This is a genomic window from Pseudomonas sp. PAMC 29040 (assembly GCF_003994535.1).
In the GTDB taxonomy this organism is placed as follows: domain Bacteria; phylum Pseudomonadota; class Gammaproteobacteria; order Pseudomonadales; family Pseudomonadaceae; genus Aquipseudomonas; species Aquipseudomonas paraversuta.
In genome coordinates, this window is record NZ_RZAA01000005.1 from 295,326 (window position 1) to 311,881 (window position 16,556).

16 protein-coding genes are annotated in these 16,556 nt (G+C 58.3%); 12 read left to right on the plus strand and 4 right to left on the minus strand.

Annotation, left to right across the window (positions count from 1 at the left end; genetic code table 11):
- The first annotated feature begins 131 nt into the window (after positions 1-131).
- The 7 genes from WG29040_RS11390 to WG29040_RS11420 all read left to right on the plus strand — a co-directional run bounded on the left by WG29040_RS11390 (position 132) and on the right by WG29040_RS11420 (position 8,539).
- A complete protein-coding gene (locus tag WG29040_RS11390; RefSeq protein WP_010655749.1) occupies positions 132-860 on the plus strand; it encodes a response regulator transcription factor in 729 nt (242 codons plus the stop codon).
- The gene (locus WG29040_RS11395) at positions 850-2,214 is read left to right on the plus strand and encodes a sensor histidine kinase (RefSeq protein ID WP_127196164.1); all 1,365 of its coding nucleotides are present in this window, start codon (positions 850-852) and stop codon (positions 2,212-2,214) included. Before WG29040_RS11390 ends, WG29040_RS11395 begins: the two co-directional genes overlap by 11 nt.
- Positions 2,215-2,415: 201 nt before the next feature.
- Positions 2,416-3,318, plus strand: coding sequence for a cysteine synthase CysM (gene cysM / locus WG29040_RS11400; RefSeq protein ID WP_029612294.1), 903 nt, complete (start codon positions 2,416-2,418; stop codon positions 3,316-3,318).
- Positions 3,318-4,670, plus strand: a complete 1,353-nt coding sequence (gene rlmD / locus WG29040_RS11405; RefSeq protein WP_127196165.1) for a 23S rRNA (uracil(1939)-C(5))-methyltransferase RlmD — start codon at positions 3,318-3,320, stop codon at positions 4,668-4,670. The genes cysM and rlmD overlap by 1 nt, the downstream gene beginning before the upstream one ends.
- Positions 4,671-4,789: 119 nt before the next feature.
- On the plus strand, positions 4,790-7,042 hold the full coding sequence (gene relA / locus WG29040_RS11410; RefSeq protein ID WP_003442805.1) for a GTP diphosphokinase: 2,253 nt from the start codon (positions 4,790-4,792) through the stop codon (positions 7,040-7,042).
- A 95-nt stretch (positions 7,043-7,137) separates the two neighbouring features.
- Entirely contained in the window at positions 7,138-7,971 is an 834-nt protein-coding gene (mazG, locus tag WG29040_RS11415) for a nucleoside triphosphate pyrophosphohydrolase (RefSeq protein ID WP_003442803.1), read from the plus strand.
- A 22-nt stretch (positions 7,972-7,993) separates the two neighbouring features.
- Positions 7,994-8,539, plus strand: coding sequence for a DUF2058 domain-containing protein (locus tag WG29040_RS11420; RefSeq protein ID WP_003442800.1), 546 nt, complete (start codon positions 7,994-7,996; stop codon positions 8,537-8,539).
- A gap of 102 nt (positions 8,540-8,641) precedes the next feature.
- Here the strand turns inward: WG29040_RS11420 and WG29040_RS11425 are convergent, their stop codons facing one another.
- The 4 genes from WG29040_RS11425 to purM all read right to left on the minus strand — a co-directional run bounded on the left by WG29040_RS11425 (position 8,642) and on the right by purM (position 11,580).
- A complete protein-coding gene (locus WG29040_RS11425) occupies positions 8,642-8,824 on the minus strand; it encodes a hypothetical protein (protein ID WP_003442797.1) in 183 nt (60 codons plus the stop codon).
- Positions 8,825-9,149: 325 nt separating this feature from the next.
- Positions 9,150-9,863, minus strand: a complete 714-nt coding sequence (locus WG29040_RS11430) for a DUF3108 domain-containing protein (RefSeq protein ID WP_003442792.1) — start codon at positions 9,861-9,863, stop codon at positions 9,150-9,152.
- Positions 9,864-9,871: 8 nt separating this feature from the next.
- Positions 9,872-10,522 carry a phosphoribosylglycinamide formyltransferase gene (gene purN / locus WG29040_RS11435; protein ID WP_003442790.1) on the minus strand — a complete coding sequence of 217 codons (651 nt, stop codon included), beginning with the start codon at positions 10,520-10,522 and terminating at the stop codon, positions 9,872-9,874.
- On the minus strand, positions 10,522-11,580 hold the full coding sequence (gene purM, locus WG29040_RS11440) for a phosphoribosylformylglycinamidine cyclo-ligase (protein ID WP_003442788.1): 1,059 nt from the start codon (positions 11,578-11,580) through the stop codon (positions 10,522-10,524). The genes purN and purM overlap by 1 nt, the downstream gene beginning before the upstream one ends.
- Positions 11,581-11,958: 378 nt before the next feature.
- Here purM and WG29040_RS11445 point away from each other — a divergent pair, with 378 nt between their 5' ends.
- The 5 genes from WG29040_RS11445 (at position 11,959) to WG29040_RS11465 (ending at position 16,548) form a co-directional block, all read left to right on the plus strand.
- Positions 11,959-12,966: a DUF2066 domain-containing protein gene (locus WG29040_RS11445; protein WP_127196166.1), complete on the plus strand. Its 1,008-nt coding sequence runs from the start codon at positions 11,959-11,961 to the stop codon at positions 12,964-12,966.
- Between the two features lie 33 nt (positions 12,967-12,999).
- Positions 13,000-14,073 carry an AI-2E family transporter gene (locus WG29040_RS11450; RefSeq protein ID WP_003442784.1) on the plus strand — a complete coding sequence of 358 codons (1,074 nt, stop codon included), beginning with the start codon at positions 13,000-13,002 and terminating at the stop codon, positions 14,071-14,073.
- A 227-nt stretch (positions 14,074-14,300) separates the two neighbouring features.
- On the plus strand, positions 14,301-15,005 hold the full coding sequence (gene hda, locus WG29040_RS11455; protein ID WP_003442781.1) for a DnaA regulatory inactivator Hda: 705 nt from the start codon (positions 14,301-14,303) through the stop codon (positions 15,003-15,005).
- Between the two features lie 235 nt (positions 15,006-15,240).
- Positions 15,241-15,864 (plus strand): C40 family peptidase, encoded by a 624-nt coding sequence (locus WG29040_RS11460; RefSeq protein WP_010655754.1) that lies wholly within the window; start codon positions 15,241-15,243, stop codon positions 15,862-15,864.
- Between the two features lie 144 nt (positions 15,865-16,008).
- Positions 16,009-16,548, plus strand: coding sequence for a C40 family peptidase (locus WG29040_RS11465; protein WP_003442777.1), 540 nt, complete (start codon positions 16,009-16,011; stop codon positions 16,546-16,548).
- The last annotated feature ends 8 nt before the right edge of the window (positions 16,549-16,556 follow it).

The following is a 16,556-nucleotide window of genomic DNA, read 5'->3' on the forward strand; positions in this document are numbered from 1 at the left end:
CCATTTGAAGCATGGCAAATCCGTGAAAATTTGTCGTCAAGGCCTGGATCAGGCTTTGTAGACCCTGTGCCGGTTGCTCGTGGTGGCCCAATATTGAATAATCGATGATTGAGAATTACTTGCAGACGCTAATGAATCCCGTAGCTGTTAGCCCGTCCCGCCTGTTGGCGATTGAAGACGACCCTGTACTGGGCGCCTACCTGCATGAGCAGTTGCTGCGCTGCGGGTTTGAGGTTGTTTGGTGTCAAAACGGTCAGGAGGGGCTGGCACGTGCCCGGCAAGAACCGTTTGACGTGGTGCTGATGGATATCCTGCTGCCGGGCATGAATGGCCTGCAGGTGCTCACGCAATTGCGCCAGACCCATGCACTGCCAGTGATTCTGATGTCCGCCCTGGGGGCCGAGGCGGATCGTATCAGCGGCTTTCAGCTGGGAGCCGATGACTACTTGCCCAAACCGTTCAGCATGGCCGAATTGCGGGTGCGGATTCAGGCCATCCTGCGCCGGGTCGCGCTGGACCGCATGCCGCGCCAGGCACCGGTGGCGGATGGGGCCCCGGGCGAGTGCGAGCTGTTTGTCGATGAAGAAACTGCCGATGTGCGCTATGGCCAGCAATGGGCCGGCCTGACCCGCAGTGAATACCGTTTGCTCGACACGCTGCAGCGCAATCCTGATGAAGTACTGAGCAAGGCATTCCTCTATCAACAGGTGCTGCAGCGTGGCTATGCGGCCCACGACCGCAGCCTGGACATGCATATCAGCCAGATCCGGCGAAAACTCAAAACCATCGGCTACCACACACGGGAAGTGCGTACCGTGTGGGGCAAGGGGTACGTCTTGAGTGCCAGCGATGCGCTGTAAGGTGCCCGGCAAGCATTCGGTGTTCTGGAAACTGGCGTGTTTGCTGGTGGCTTTTTGTTTGTTGATGATCTGGCTCAGTTGGTCATGGGGCCGCTACATGGACAAGCGCACCGGCTATTTAACCGAGCTGGCACAGAGCACCCTGGTGCGCTATGCGGGGGAGGCCGAACGCGCCTGGGAGACCGGCCAGCAAGCGGGTGTCGACCAGTGGTTGCAGAAGATGGGGCGCAAGGAACCGGGCTGGATCGGTGTGGTGGGGCAGGACCTGCAAGCACTCAGCAGTTATCCGTTGAGCGAGACCGAAAGTCAGCGAATGACCTTTCTGCGCGGTCTGGACTGGCCCATCAGCCACGTCAGAACGGCCCGGCCGTGGATCAAGGTGCCGTTCCCCAAGGATAGTTCTGCGGGGTACCTGATTATTGAACTGCCCCAGCGCTTTATGCCGGGCCATTCGCAACTGATCTGGCGCATTCTCACCAATGGTGTGATTCCGGGCCTGTTCACGTTGCTGCTATGTGTGGGGCTGTACCGCTTACTGATCGTGCCGCTGAACCATTTGCGCGAGCAGGCCAGCGCCTGGCGGGCCGATCAGCTGGGTACAAGGCTGTCGAGCCAGACCACCAGCCGTCAGGACGAGCTGGGGGACCTGGGGCGGGCATTCGATCAAATGTCCGAGCGCCTGCAAAGTACCGTCAACCAGCAGCAACAACTGCTGCGCGACTTGTCCCATGAGCTGCGAACGCCTTTGAGTCGGCTGCGGGTGGCCTGCGACAGCGAGCAGGACCTTGAGGCCCTGCGCGAACGCCTGGGCCGTGAAGTTGATGGCATGCAGCGGCTGGTCGAAGACACCCTGCAACTGGCCTGGCTGGATGCCGAACGCGGGCCGTTGCCGGTGGAAGACATTCAGATCCAGGCGCTGTGGGAGATGCTCACTGAAAACGCCGGCTTTGAAAGTGGCTGGCCGCAATCGCGGTTGCCCTGCTTTGTTGAAGCTGATTGTTGGGTGCGAGGGCATTTGAACAGCCTGGCCCAGGCCCTGGAGAACATCCTGCGTAATGCCATTCGTCACTCTCCGGCCCAAGGTACTGTCAGTCTGAACGGGCAGCGCGAGGGCGAGATGTGGCATTTGTGGCTCGATGATCAGGGCGGCGGGGTGGCGGCTGAAGAGCTGGAACGGATCTTCGCCCCCTTTACCCGGCTCGATGGTTCACGCCCGGGTGATGGTGGCTTTGGTCTGGGCTTGAGCATTGCGCGCAATGCGCTGCGGCTGCAGGGCGGCAGTTTGTGGGCGGAAAATGTCGGGCCGGGCTTGCGGGTGCATATCCGGTTACCGGCCAGTTCCGGGCAGTCCTAATTACTTGTGGGGGCTTGCCGGCGCTGGGGGTTTTCCAGCCCGGGTTGTTCACCTCACAGGCAAGCCGTCTGCCACCGGGTTTGCAGTGTTTGCCCGGGAGGCTTATAGCCTTTCGCCATAAGCACCGTACTTTGCGTGATATGGGCTGTGGGCGTTTGTCGGTATGATGTGCGGCCCCGCGGTCTGGATTGCGAATACGCCATGATATTGCAGTACCCAACTATCGCCGATTGCGTCGGCAACACCCCGCTGGTGCGCTTGCAGCGCCTGGCGGGAGACACCACCAATACCTTGTTGCTCAAGCTCGAAGGGAATAACCCTGCGGGTTCGGTCAAGGATCGCCCGGCTCTGTCGATGATCAGCCGCGCCGAAAACCGCGGCCAGATCCAGGCCGGCGATACCTTGATTGAAGCCACCTCGGGCAATACCGGGATTGCGCTGGCGATGGCTGCCGCGATCAAGGGCTACAAGATGATCCTGATCATGCCCGACAATTCCAGTGCCGAGCGCAAGGCCGCCATGACCGCCTATGGCGCCGAGCTGATTCTGGTCAGCCAGGAAGAGGGCATGGAAGGGGCCCGCGATCTGGCCGACAAGATGCAGGCCGAAGGCCGTGGCAAGGTGCTCGATCAGTTCGCCAACGGTGATAACCCCGAGGCGCATTACACCAGCACCGGCCCGGAAATCTGGCGCCAGACCCAGGGTACGATCACCCACTTCATCAGTTCGATGGGTACCACCGGCACCATCATGGGCGTTTCGCGCTATCTCAAAGAGCAAAACCCGAACGTGCAGATCGTCGGTTTGCAGCCGATGGAGGGCGCCGCCATTCCGGGCATCCGTCGTTGGCCACATGAGTATCTGCCCAAGATTTATCAGGCCGACCGGGTTGACCGGATCGTCGACATGGCCCAGCGCGAAGCCGAAGACGTGACGCGTCGCCTGGCCCGGGAAGAAGGCATTTTCTGCGGTGTGTCTTCAGGCGGGGCAGTGGCAGCGATGCTGCGCTTGTCCCAGGAAGTCGAAAATGCGGTGATGGTCGCGATCATTTGCGACCGGGGCGATCGTTATCTGTCGACCGGCATTTACGATGAGCCGAACTGATGGCTAAGCAAGAAAGAGGGCTGCGCTTCCAGCCAGCTGGCGGTACCAAGGCTGCGCAAGTGCCTGTGGGCAAAAAACAGCGTTTGAACATCGAGCGTCTGGCCAACGATGGCCGTGGCATAGCCTTTGTAGAAGGGCGTACCTGGTTTGTCTCGGGCGCCCTGGCCGCAGAGGAAGTAGAAGCACGGGTTCTGGGGGCGCACGGTAAAGTCGTCGAAGCGCGCACCGAGCGCGTGTTCAAGGCCAGCGACGTACGGCGCGTGGCCCCTTGTGCCCATGCAGGTAAATGCGGTGGTTGCAGCCTGCAACACTTGCCCCATGAAGAGCAGCTTGCACTTAAACAGCGCATGCTCGCCGAGCAACTGTCCCGCGTGGCCGGTGTCGAACCTCAGGAGTGGGCGCCGCCGCTGACCGGCCCCGAGTTTGGCTATCGCCGCCGGGCACGCATTGCCGTGCGCTGGGATGCGCGGGCCAAGCACCTGGAGGTCGGTTTCCGCGCTGCCGGCAGTCAGGACATCGTGGCCATCGATCACTGTTTGGTGTTGGTACAGGCATTGCAACCTATCATGGCCGGGTTGCCTGCCATGTTGCGTCAACTGAGCAATCCCAAGGCTTTGGGGCATGTCGAACTGTTCAGCGGTTCGGCGATTGCCGTGTTGCTGCGTCATATGGCACCGCTTAACGATGCCGACATGCAGGTTTTACAAGCATTTTGCCTCACCCATGACGCCCAGCTGTGGCTGCATGGCGACGCCGGGCCACAGCCGGTCGATGTGAACCAGAACCTGGGCTACCGTTTGCAGACGTGGAATCTGGAGTTGGCCTATCGCCCGGGCGATTTTGTTCAGGTCAACGCCGGCGTCAACGAAGCGATGGTGTCCCAAGCATTAGCGTGGCTTGCTCCGCAAGCTGATGAACGGGTTCTTGACTTGTTCTGTGGGCTGGGTAACTTCGCATTACCGCTGGCGAGCCACGTGCGCGAGGTGGTGGCTGTCGAAGGTGTTGCGACCATGGTCGAACGCGCCGCGCAAAACGCGGTCAGTAACAAGCTGAATAATGCAGCGTTTTTCCAGGCGGACTTGTCGCAGCCGCTGGACGACGCAGCCTGGGCCAAAGAGGGCTTTGCCGCCGTACTGCTCGACCCGCCGCGTGACGGGGCTTATGAAGTGGTGCGCAAACTGGCGGGGCTGGGAGCCAAACGTTTGGTGTATGTGTCGTGCAACCCGGCAACGCTGGCGCGCGACACCCTTGAGTTGATGAAGCAGGGTTATCGGTTAAAACGTGCCGCAATCCTCGATATGTTCCCGCAAACAGCGCATGTCGAGGCGATGGCGTTATTTGAAGCAGACTAGGACGTCTGTCTATTTCAACTGGCCCGCAACCCCGTGCTGCTGAGCCCTGCAGCGCGTGGTTGGTATTAGGGGCGGTGATTTTGACACATTGAATCTGTGTCGTAGGGAAGGTAAGCAAGATGGTACAGGTCAGAGCACACCAGCCGATCAACACCGACGGCAGTCTCAACCTCGAGGCATGGCTTGATCACGCGGTGAGTGTCGATGCGGCGCTGGACCGTGAAGCCTTGAAGGAAGCGTGCGAGTTTGCGCGTGAGGCGGAACAGCAGGCCAATGCGGCTAAAAACCTGTGGGCCGAAGGCATGTCGAGCTTTCGCACCGGTTTGGAAATCGCCGAGATTCTCGCTGATCTCAAGCTGGATCAAGACTCTCTGGTGGCAGCGATTCTTTACCGCTGTGTTCGCGAAGGGCAGGTGCAGTTGCCTGCCGTCAGTCAGCGCTTTGGTCCGGTGGTGGCCAAACTGATTGATGGCGTGCTGCGCATGGCGGCCATCAGCGCCAGTCTCAGTCCCCGTCAGTCCATGGTGCTGGGCACCCAGGGCCAGGTCGAAAACCTGCGCAAGATGCTGGTCGCCATGGTCGATGACGTGCGTGTGGCACTGATCAAGCTGGCCGAGCGTACCTGCGCCATTCGTGCGGTCAAGAATGCGCCGGATGAAAAGCGCAACCGGGTTGCCCGCGAAGTGTTCGATATTTACGCGCCGCTGGCACACCGTCTGGGTATCGGCCATATCAAGTGGGAACTGGAGGACTTGTCCTTCCGCTACCTCGAGCCTGAACAGTACAAACAGATTGCCACTTTGCTGCATGAGCGCCGGCTTGATCGCGAGCGCTTTATCAGTGACGTGATGAACCAGTTGCGCACTGAACTGGTGGCCACCGGGGTTGACGCCGATATCAGCGGCCGGGCCAAACATATCTATTCCATCTGGCGCAAAATGCAGCGCAAGGGCCTGGCCTTCAGCCAGATCTACGACGTGCGTGCGGTCCGGGTTCTGGTCCCGGAGATGCGCGACTGCTATACCGCGCTGGGTATCGTCCACACGTTGTGGCGACACATTCCCAAAGAGTTCGACGATTACATCGCCAACCCCAAAGAAAACGGCTACCGCTCGCTGCACACTGCGGTGATCGGGCCTGAAGGCAAGGTGCTGGAAGTTCAGATCCGCACCCACGCCATGCACGAAGAAGCGGAACTGGGGGTTTGCGCACACTGGCGTTACAAGGGCACCGACGTAAAAGCCGGGTCCAACCAGTACGAAGAGAAAATTTCGTGGTTGCGTCAGGTGCTGGAATGGCACGAAGAGCTGGGAGACATTGGCGGCCTTGCCGAGCAGCTGCGGGTCGATATCGAGCCGGACCGGGTTTATATCTTCACCCCTGACGGTCATGCGATCGACTTGCCCAAAGGCTCCACTCCGCTGGACTTCGCTTATCGGGTGCATACCGAGATCGGCCACAACTGCCGTGGCGCCAAGATCAACGGGCGCATCGTGCCGCTCAACTACACCCTGCAAACGGGTGAGCAAGTCGAGATCATCACCAGCAAGCACGGCACGCCGAGCCGCGACTGGCTGAACCCGAACCTGGGCTACATCACCACGTCCCGGGCGCGGGCCAAGATCGTTCACTGGTACAAGTTGCAGGCCCGCGACCAGAACGTTGCCGCCGGTAAAACCTTGCTCGAGCGCGAGCTGAGCCGTTTGGGCTTGCCGGGTGTGGACTACGAGAAGCTCGCTGACAAAGCCAACATGCGAACCGCCGAGGACATGTACGCGGCCCTCGGTGCCGGCGATCTGCGGTTGGCGCAACTGATCAACCTGGCGCAACAGCTGGTGGAGCCGGAGCGCGGCAACGAGCAGATGGAGCTCATTCCCCGCAAGGCCACCGGCTACAAGCCGGGCAAGCGTGGAGATATCCAGATCGAGGGCGTGGGCAACCTGCTGACCCAAATGGCCGGATGCTGCCAGCCACTGCCGGGCGATGCGATTGTCGGCTACATCACCCAGGGTCGTGGTGTGAGCATTCACCGTCAGGACTGCGCCTCGGTGCTGCAACTGGGCAGTCGTGAGCCAGAGCGGATCATTCAGGTCAATTGGGGGCCGATCCCGGTCTCGACCTATCCGGTCGATATCGAGATCCGTGCCTACGACCGTTCGGGATTGTTGCGTGACGTGTCCCAGGTGCTGCTCAATGAGCGGATCAACGTGCTGGCGGTCAACACCCGCTCGAACAAGGAGAACAACACGGCGTTGATGTCCTTGACCATCGAGATCCCGGGGCTGGATGCATTGGGGCGTTTGCTGGGGCGGATTTCGCAGCTGCCGAACATCATCGAAACCCGCCGCATAGGGCGCAGCGAGCCACGCTAGCGGCGAGCTTTGAGCAGCAAGCAGCAAGTTAAAGCCGGGCGCGGTCTGTCTTGGTTTTCTCTTGCAGCTTGCCGCTAAAAAACTGAAGGATCCTGATGCATACCTTGGACGATTTGCTGTTTTTGATGACCCGACTGCGGGATCCGCAGTACGGCTGCCCGTGGGATATCAAGCAAACCTACGCCACGATCGTGCCCTATACCCTCGAAGAAGCCTACGAAGTGGCTGATGCCATTGAGCGCAGCGACTTCGAGCATTTACAGGGCGAACTGGGCGATCTGCTGTTTCAGGTGGTGTATTACAGCCAACTGGCCCGCGAAGAAGGGCGGTTTGAATTCGCCGGGGTGATCGACAGCATTACCCGCAAGCTGATTCGTCGTCATCCCCATGTATTCCCGACTGGCGATCTGTATGCGCCGCTGGATGTGCCGCGCCTGAGCGAAGAGCAGGTCAAGGTGCGCTGGGATGAGATCAAGGCCCAGGAGCGAGCAGAAAAGTCTGCGGCACCCGAGCAGTTGTCGTTGCTCGATGACGTGCCTGTGGCCTTGCCGGCCTTGTCCCGGGCCGCCAAGTTACAAAAGCGCGCGGCTCAGGTCGGGTTTGACTGGCCTGCTGCTTTGCCGGTACTGGACAAGGTTCGTGAAGAGCTGGACGAAGTGCTGGAGGCCATGGCGGATAACGATTCGGTGGCGATCCATGATGAGATTGGAGACCTGCTGTTTTCAGTGGTAAACCTCGCCCGGCACCTTAAAGTTGATCCCGAAACAGCCTTGCGCGGTGCCAATGCTAAATTTGACCGACGTTTCCGGTTTATTGAGCAGGCATTGCGCGATACCCTGCGTCCCATTGAAGATTGCACCCTTGAAGACTTGGACGCCCTGTGGGGCGAAGCCAAGCGTCAGGAAAAGAATTTACCCAGCTGCGGCTGAGTTTGCCTAAGTGAGTAAGTAGATGAGCATTTCCCTACGCGACCAGTTGCTCAAAGCCGGACTGGTCAACGAGAAGCAGGCCAAACAGGCCGGCAAAGAAAAGCAAAAGCAGCAACGCCTGGTACACAAAGGCCAGATTGAGCAGGACGATACTCAGCAGCGTCTGGCTGCCGAAGCCAAGGCCGAAAAGGTCAAGCGCGACCAGGAGCTCAATCGTCAGCAACAGGAAAAGGTCGAGCAAAAGGCCCGCGCGGCGCAGATCAAGCAACTGATCGAAGTATCGCGTCTGCCCAAGCTGACCACCGAGGACTATTACAACTTCGTTGACGACAAGAAGGTCAAGCGCCTGTCGGTCAACACCTTGATGCGCAACAAGCTGGCCAATGGTTCGCTGGCAATTGTGCAGCACCAGGGTGGTTACGAAGTGATTCCCCGTGAGGCCGCACTGAAGATCCAGGAGCGCGACCCGCGCCGTATTGTCCAGCTCAACATCCTGGTGGAGTCGAAGACGCCGGAAGAAGACGATCCGTACGCGGCTTATCAGATTCCGGACGACCTGATGTGGTAACCCCGCAGGAGCGAGCTCGCTCCTGCAGGTGTTGATTGCCCCGGATACGACAAACCCCGCTTCGGCGGGGTTTGTGTTTTTCAAGTCTGTGGTTTTAGTGACTCATGCCTGATGTTTCTGCGCTTCCAGCTTTTCCAGCTCAGCCTTGTAGCTTTGAGCGTCGCTTTCGCGGTGGAACATACCAACCAGTACGTCTTCCTGATGCACGTCCCACAGGTGAATACCGTGGGCCACAAGCTGGTGGAACATACGTGAATCGTCGCGTTCAGTTACTTTGATAGTCATCTGCTTGCTCCAAATTCTGATGGGGATCTGCGGCAAGGCGTCGCAGGTCTTCTTTATAGAATTTGTTAGCTTCCTAAGTAAATAGCCAATTGTCATGCTGTCATGTTGTTAAAAACGTCATATCGCTGCAGCCCTTTAACTACGGGGTGTTTACGAAATGATCCAATAGTTTTATGACAAATGTTTCATGTTGGAAGGCTTTCTGATGGCAGGAGAGGCGGCTCCTGCGGGGATAGCGCTTTGCACTCAGATATGAGGTTCAGAAACGAAAAAACCTCGCCGAAGCGAGGTTTTGTCTTACAGCTTGCAGCTCAGGGCTTGCCGCTTAGTTGCCCTTGACTGTTTTGCCATTCACCGTGCCGTCCAGCAGCATGATGTTGTATTCCTTGCCGTCTTTTTCGACCTGACGCAGTTTTACCAGCAGACCATCCCAGTTCTTGGCGAACCACATTTCAGTGATGCGCTTGTTCTGGGACGGGTCGCGAACACGTTCGACCTTGATCGCGTCTACCTTGCCGGCTTTGGTCTCGACCACTTCCGGGCCGATGACGCGGAAGTCATAGGTATCAACATCGTTGCCATCGACCACCTGATAGCTCATCGACTTTTTGCCCGCAGCCACATCGCGCTGCAGGGCCAGTTGGTAGGTGGACTTGTCGAGCATGCCGGTCAGCAACTTCACGTTCACCGGCTCTTTATTGTCGGTGCCGGTGACGGTCATGTCGGACCAGTCGAAATTGAGATCGATGTTCTTGGCCTTGCCCAGACCTCCACGTTCGAAGTGGTAGGTCAGCGGAACCGGCTTGTCTTTTTCCAGCTTGAGGGTGCTTTCTTCGTTCAGACTGGCCACCAGCATCGAGGCCTTGAAGTTCAAGGTCCAGTTGCCGTCGCTGTTTTTAGTCAGGCTACGCTCGGCAGAACCGCTCATTGGCAACTGTTTCCAGTCTGCGGTGTAGCTGGCGTTGAAAGGCTGAAGATCGGCCGCCTGCACTGCTGGAATAGTCAGCAGGCTGAGGGCGAGGAGCAGGGCACGACGCATAATGTCTCCTAGGTTCGTATCAAGTGGCCGCTGGCCGCAAGTAATTGACCGTCTAATAATGCGCCTTGCTCGTCAAGTGCCAAACGACCTTCGGCAAACCAGCGCACTGCAAGCGGATAAATCCGGTGTTCCTGGGTATGAACCCGTTGCGCCAGACTGTGTGGCGAGTCGTCGGACTTTACCGGCACTACTGCCTGTACGACCAGAGGCCCGCCATCGAGTTCCTCGGTTACAAAGTGCACGCTGCAGCCGTGCTCGCGATCACCCGCCTCCAGCGCGCGCTGATGGGTATGCAAGCCTTTGTATTTGGGCAGCAACGAGGGGTGGATATTGAGCAGGCGACCCTGATAGTGGCGTACGAAGTCTGCGCTGAGAATGCGCATGAATCCGGCCAGAACCACCAGTTGCGGTTTGAAAGTGTCAATGACTTCGATCAGTGCAGCATCGAAGGCCTCGCGGCCCTCGAATGCTTTGTGATCCAGTACGCAGGTATCGATACCTGCGTCTTTGGCGCGTTGCAGGCCGTAGGCATCTGCGCGGTTGGAAATCACCGCGCGAATTTTAGCCGGGCTGTCCTTGATGTCATTGCTGTCGATCAAGGCCTGCAAGTTGCTGCCGGTGCCGGAAAGCAGCACCACTACATCACAGGTGTCAGGCATTAGTGCGCCTTGAGGTTTTGCAGCTCAACTTGTGGCGCGCCTTCGGCGGCCGTTTCGATATGGCCGATCACCCATGGCTGCTCGCCAGCTTCACGCAGTACGTTCAGGGCGGTCTCTACGTCGGCCTGGGCTACGCAGATCACCATGCCTACGCCGCAGTTCAGCACGCGATGCATTTCGGTTTCGGCCACGTTGCCTTTTTCCTGCAACCAGTCGAATACCGCCGGGCGCTGCCAGCTGGCAACATCAACTACCGCCTGAGCGCCTTTTGGCAGAACGCGCGGGATGTTGTCGAGCAGGCCGCCACCGGTGATGTGGGCCATGGCTTTGACAACGCCGGTGTCTTTGATCAGCTTGAGCAGCGGCTTGACGTAGATGCGGGTCGGAGCCATCAGCAGATCGGTCAGCGGCTTGCCGTCGAGCTGGATGTTTTCGATGTCGGCACCGGACACTTCGATGATCTTGCGGATCAGCGAGTAACCGTTGGAGTGCGGGCCCGAAGATGGCAGGGCGAGCAGGGCATCACCGGCAGCAACCCGGGAGCCGTCGATGATTTCGGACTTCTCTACAACGCCAACGCAGAAACCGGCCAGGTCGTAGTCTTCGCCTTCGTACATGCCCGGCATTTCAGCGGTTTCGCCGCCTACCAGCGAGCAGCCGGACAGTTCACAGCCAGCGCCGATACCGGTAACCACCTGGGTCGCGGTTTCTACGTTGAGCTTGCCGGTGGCGTAGTAATCGAGGAAGAACAGTGGCTCTGCGCCGCACACGATCAGGTCGTTAACGCACATTGCAACCAGGTCGATGCCGATGCTGTCGTGTTTGTTCAGGTTCAGTGCCAGGCGCAGCTTGGTACCTACACCGTCGGTGCCGGAAACCAGAACAGGCTGCTTGTAGCCAGCCGGAATTTCGCAGAGGGCGCCAAAACCGCCGAGGCCGCCCATCACTTCCGGGCGTGCAGTGCGCTTGGCCACGCTCTTGATGCGTTCGACCAATGCTTCACCGGCGTCGATGTCTACACCGGCGTCTTTGTAGCTCAGGGATGGTTGCTTGCTCATAATCCAGGCCTTTAGGGGGGATTCGGGGGTATCGACCGAGTTCAGAGGGCTGGCTTGCACGTGCTCAGGTATTGAACGGAGCATTTACATGGCGCCCGGCTGTTGCCGGTCTGCGAAGGCGCGCGATTTTATCAGGCTTGAAGGGCAGCGGCCATCCTCGGGCCGACAGGCAGGGTTATATCTGTCGAAAAAAACCTTTTTTAGTCGTATTAGGGTCTGTGCCCGGGCCTGTATAAGGTATAGATGTCTGGTTTCTATTTGTTATACCGAATGAAAACTGCTGGGTTGGGGTGAATGATTCGGCTGCGGCCCTGTCTGAAGCCTTGTCGAGTGTTTTTATACGGCTTTTATAGTGTCTTTTGCCGTCGGGAATTTTTCATGCGCTTTCATCAATTTTTAGCTGTGGGCTGTTTGTCATTTTTTAGCCTGGCCAGTCACGCCGAAATTCTGACCGGTCTGTATCAAGTTCGGGAACCGGTCTCCAGTCAAACTCCAGAAGAACGTACCCAAGCCACGCAAAAAGCCCTGGAAACCCTGGTTTTGCGCCTCACGGGCGATGCCAAGGCTGTACAGAACCCGGCACTGGAAGCGATTCGCAAAGACCCGCAGCAAATCATCAGCCAATACGGTTATGACGCGGGCCCGCCCGAAATCCTGCAAGTTGACTTCGATCCTGTGAGCACTGACCGGGCTCTGCGCCAGGCCGGATTGTCGCTGTGGGGCACCAACCGTCCGGCGCTGCTCGGCTGGTGGTTGAATGATTCGGTTGACGGATCGAGCCTGGTCGGTGATGGCCAGTCGGCTGCCGGACCTTTGCGGCTCGCGGCGCAACACCGCGGCTTGCCGCTGCGCCTGCCGTTGGCGGACTTGAGTGAGCAACTGGTCGGAACTGCGGAAAATCTCGAGGGCAGTAACCCGGCCCCCTTGAAGGATGCTTCCGAGCGTTACGGCGCAGATGCATTGCTGGCCGTGCATGCCCGTGAGGATGATGGCAAGTGGAGCGCCAAGTGGCGTCTATGGGTTGGCGATCAGCAAGAACAAGGCACTGCTGAAGCGTCCGATCAGGCCGCTCTGGCTGATGCGGTGATGCTGGCCGTGAGTCAGCGGCTGGCCCCGCGCTATGCAGTCAAGCCCGGTATTTCCACTGAGCAGTTGCTGCAGGTGCAGGGCATGACGCTGGAGCGTTACGCGCAGTTGGGGCGTTTGCTCGAGCCGTTTGGTGGTCAGCTCAAAAGCGTCGAGGGTGACCGCATTGTTTATCAGGTCAACGGTAGTGCCGAACAGTTGCGCTCACAGCTGGGCCTGGCCCAGTTGCATGAAGTGACTGCTGATCAGGCGCAGGGCGCAACTGATGCGCCGGGCGTGCAGTTACGGTTTCGCTGGTAGGTTTTTTTCTTCTATATAAAGGATGGGTAGTTCATGGCAGATTCGCGGCGTTGGGTATGGTGGGGCGTAGCGTTTGCAGCGGCCTTGTTCGTGTATTTTTTGCATCCAATACTCACGCCGTTTCTGGTCGCGATCGTTCTGGCCTACATGTTCGACCCTGTGGTTGATCGTCTTGAAAAGTACGGTTTTTCAAGAACCTGGGGCGTCGTCACGGTTTTCGCGCTGTTCACCGTCATTTTCATGACTCTGCTCCTGGTGTTGGTGCCGTTGCTGGCCAAGCAGTTGCTGAAACTCTATCAATTGGCACCTCTGGTGCTGGATTGGCTGCAGCACACGGCCATGCCCTGGGTACAGGCCAAGTTCGGGTTGAGTGACGGTTTCTGGCAGTTTGACAAGATCAAGGCGGCGATCACCGAGCACGTGGGGCAGGCCGGCGACATCGTCGGGGTGGTGTTGTCCAAGGCGACCGCTTCAAGTCTGGCGCTGGTAGGCTTTCTGGCGAATCTGGTGCTGATTCCGGTGGTGGCGTTTTACCTGTTGCGGGACTGGAACATCTTGCTGGAAAAAATCCGCAATTTGCTGCCGCGTGACAGTGAAGAGCGGATTGTGTCCCTGGCCAAAGAATGTCACGACGTACTAGGTGCGTTTGTTCGCGGTCAGTTGCTGGTGATGCTGGCGCTGGGGGTTATCTACTCGGCCGGGCTGATGCTGGTCGGGCTTGAGCTGGGGCTGTTGATTGGACTGATGGCAGGTCTGGCGGCCATCGTGCCCTACATGGGCTTTATCATCGGGATCGGCGCGGCGTTGACCGCAGGCCTGTTCCAGTTCGGCGGTGACCTGTACCCGATGCTCGGCATCGTGGCGGTGTTCATGGTCGGGCAGGCGCTGGAAGGCATGGTGCTGACGCCATTACTGGTGGGAGACCGGATCGGCCTGCACCCGGTAGCGGTGATCTTTGCCATTCTGGCCGGTGGCGAGCTGTTCGGTTTCACCGGGGTGTTGCTGGCGCTGCCGGTGGCGGCCGTGATCATGGTGCTGGTGCGCCATGTGCAGGATGCGTACAAGGACTCCCAGGTATACAAAGGCGATGAGGACCCTCAGCTGTAACGGTGTGAGGGTTTGACGAAGGCCGGTTCATTCTGCAATGAACCGGCCTTTTTTCTTGCCCCGTGATTTTGCCGATCCATGAGATAAAGCTCATTCAATCCAAGACCTTAACGCAAACCTTTGATTTTGTTCGTGGTCTGTTACATTGTGCGCCCGGCTACACGGGTATAAACTTTGCAAACTTTACACAGAGGCCACTAACGGTTCGTTTGAACTGTTCAGTCAGCATGAAACCGATTCAGCTGCCCCTAGGTGTGCGTCTGCGTGATGACGCTACCTTCATAAACTACTATCCAGGCGCCAATGCCGCTGCACTAGGCTATGTCGAGCGTCTGTGCGAAGCCGACGCCGGCTGGACAGAAAGCCTGATCTATCTTTGGGGCAAGCAGGGCGTAGGCCGTACGCACTTGCTACAGGCGGCATGCCTGCGCTTTGAACAGATGGGGGAGCCGGCAGTCTATCTGCCGCTGGCCGAGTTGCAGGATCGCGGGATTGAAATCCTCGATAACCTTGAACAGTACGAGCTGGTCTGCCTGGACGACCTGCAGGCGGTGGCCGGACGTGCTGATTGGGAAGAAGCGCTGTTTCACCTGTTCAATCGTCTGCGCGACAGCGGGCGCCGCCTGTTGATTGCAGCTTCGGCATCGCCCCGTGAGTTGCCGATCAAGCTGGCCGATCTCAAGTCACGTCTGACCATGGCTCTGGTTTTCCAGATGCGCCCCCTGTCCGATGAAGACAAATTGCGCGCCTTGCAATTGCGTGCATCCCGTCGCGGCCTGCACCTGACCGACGAGGTGGGGCATTTTATCCTCACCCGCGGTACCCGCAGCATGAGCGCGCTGTTTGATCTGCTGGAGCGGCTTGATCAGGCGTCCCTGCAAGCGCAACGCAAGCTGACCATCCCCTTCCTGAAAGAAACCCTCGGCTGGTAACTCGCCCTCGTTCGTCCACGCCTTGTCATGATTGCCTGCAGGGCTGCTGACAATATCCAGGCGTCAGAAAACCTGCGTGGCAGAGGGCTGCGCGCACAAAATCGATTGTCAGGGGTGTAAAGCCTTAGATGTCATGACAAAACGCTCAGGTCACATTTAGATCGATTGAATTTGCAAATGAGGATCATAGAAGGCATAGTCGCGGCTACTTTTCTTTCAAGCCACGGTCGTGCCCATGCTAAAGCGCTTCGCACCCCTCGTGCCCCTCGCACTCGTTACCCTGTTGTTCGGCTGCGCTGCACACACACCAGTGTCACAGCAAGTTGTGCAACAACAGGTTCAAAAGCCATCAGCGTCCCAGGCTTCCGCTGTTTATCAGGAAGAACTGGCGACTGAAAAAGAACTGGCCCAATTTTCCGCCAACAGCAAGCCTTATGAACTGCCAGCCCTGGCTGACAGCATTCTTGAGCGTGGCATGTCCTTGATCGGTACCCGTTACCGTTTTGGCGGCACCTCTGAGGCAGGCTTTGATTGCAGCGGGTTCATCGGCTACCTGTTCAAAGAAGAAGCGGGCATGCAACTGCCCCGTTCAACGCGGGAAATGATCAACGTAAAAGCACCGTTGGTCGCGCGAAACAACCTCAAACCGGGTGACTTGCTGTTCTTCAGCACCAATGGTCGCGGTCGTGTCAGCCATGCCGGGATTTACCTGGGCGATGACCAGTTTATTCACTCCAGCAGCCGCCGTAGCGGTGGTGTGCGGATCGACAGCCTGGGCGATACCTACTGGAACAAGACCTTTATGGAAGCCAAGCGTGCATTGGCGATGGCGCCTACAAACGTTGTAGCGCGCAAGTAAAGTTAAAGTCTTACTTGAAGTTTGGCCTCTAAGGTCTAGAATTCAGTCGCATAGTTAATTCCTGAAGCCGCGAAGGTGCCCCCTGTCGCGGTTTCGGGTTTCGCGGCCCCAGTAGCCGTATCCAGAATCAGGAACATTCTGTTTATGTCGACCATGGCCCGCGTTGCCCTTCTGACTCTAGCAGCACTGCTCAGTGCCTGCGCCAGCCACCCCCCGCCAGCCCCCGTGGTGCAAAAGCAGGTGGTGTTTTCCAACTCCCCTGAAGACGCTTCGCCGATTGCTGCGGATGTGCTGTTCCGTGCCCTGGGGCTGGTCGGTACGCCTTATCGCTGGGGCGGTAATACCCCGGATTCCGGTTTTGATTGCAGTGGTTTGATCAAGTACGTCTACAACGATGCCGCAGGTATTTCCTTGCCCCGTACCACTCGCGAGATGATCGTGATGCGGGTGCAGAGTGTTGGCAAAGACAAGCTGCAAACCGGTGACTTGCTGTTTTTCGCTACCAGTGGTGGTTCCCGGGTCAGTCATGCCGGGATTTATGTCGGCGAGGGCCGCTTCGTGCATGCGCCTGCAACAGGCGGCACGGTCAAGCTGGACAGCCTGAACAAGGCCTACTGGCAGAAAGCCTATCTGGAGGCCAAGCGTGTACTGCCGACCGAGCAGCATCTGGCCCACAACCCGTAAGCCAAAGC

Bases quoted from the DNA above. Each gene is read 5' to 3' on its own strand.
- WG29040_RS11390 (WP_010655749.1), top strand. From the start codon at position 132: ATGAATCCCGTAGCTGTTAGCCCGTCCCGCCTGTTGGCGATTGAAGAC.
- WG29040_RS11395 (WP_127196164.1), top strand. From the start codon at position 850: ATGCGCTGTAAGGTGCCCGGCAAGCATTCGGTGTTCTGGAAACTGGCG.
- cysM (WP_029612294.1), top strand. From the start codon at position 2,416: ATGATATTGCAGTACCCAACTATCGCCGATTGCGTCGGCAACACCCCG.
- rlmD (WP_127196165.1), top strand. From the start codon at position 3,318: ATGGCTAAGCAAGAAAGAGGGCTGCGCTTCCAGCCAGCTGGCGGTACC.
- relA (WP_003442805.1), top strand. From the start codon at position 4,790: ATGGTACAGGTCAGAGCACACCAGCCGATCAACACCGACGGCAGTCTC.
- mazG (WP_003442803.1), top strand. From the start codon at position 7,138: ATGCATACCTTGGACGATTTGCTGTTTTTGATGACCCGACTGCGGGAT.
- WG29040_RS11420 (WP_003442800.1), top strand. From the start codon at position 7,994: ATGAGCATTTCCCTACGCGACCAGTTGCTCAAAGCCGGACTGGTCAAC.
- WG29040_RS11425 (WP_003442797.1), bottom strand. From the start codon at position 8,824: ATGACTATCAAAGTAACTGAACGCGACGATTCACGTATGTTCCACCAG.
- WG29040_RS11430 (WP_003442792.1), bottom strand. From the start codon at position 9,863: ATGCGTCGTGCCCTGCTCCTCGCCCTCAGCCTGCTGACTATTCCAGCA.
- purN (WP_003442790.1), bottom strand. From the start codon at position 10,522: ATGCCTGACACCTGTGATGTAGTGGTGCTGCTTTCCGGCACCGGCAGC.
- purM (WP_003442788.1), bottom strand. From the start codon at position 11,580: ATGAGCAAGCAACCATCCCTGAGCTACAAAGACGCCGGTGTAGACATC.
- WG29040_RS11445 (WP_127196166.1), top strand. From the start codon at position 11,959: ATGCGCTTTCATCAATTTTTAGCTGTGGGCTGTTTGTCATTTTTTAGC.
- WG29040_RS11450 (WP_003442784.1), top strand. From the start codon at position 13,000: ATGGCAGATTCGCGGCGTTGGGTATGGTGGGGCGTAGCGTTTGCAGCG.
- hda (WP_003442781.1), top strand. From the start codon at position 14,301: ATGAAACCGATTCAGCTGCCCCTAGGTGTGCGTCTGCGTGATGACGCT.
- WG29040_RS11460 (WP_010655754.1), top strand. From the start codon at position 15,241: ATGCTAAAGCGCTTCGCACCCCTCGTGCCCCTCGCACTCGTTACCCTG.
- WG29040_RS11465 (WP_003442777.1), top strand. From the start codon at position 16,009: ATGTCGACCATGGCCCGCGTTGCCCTTCTGACTCTAGCAGCACTGCTC.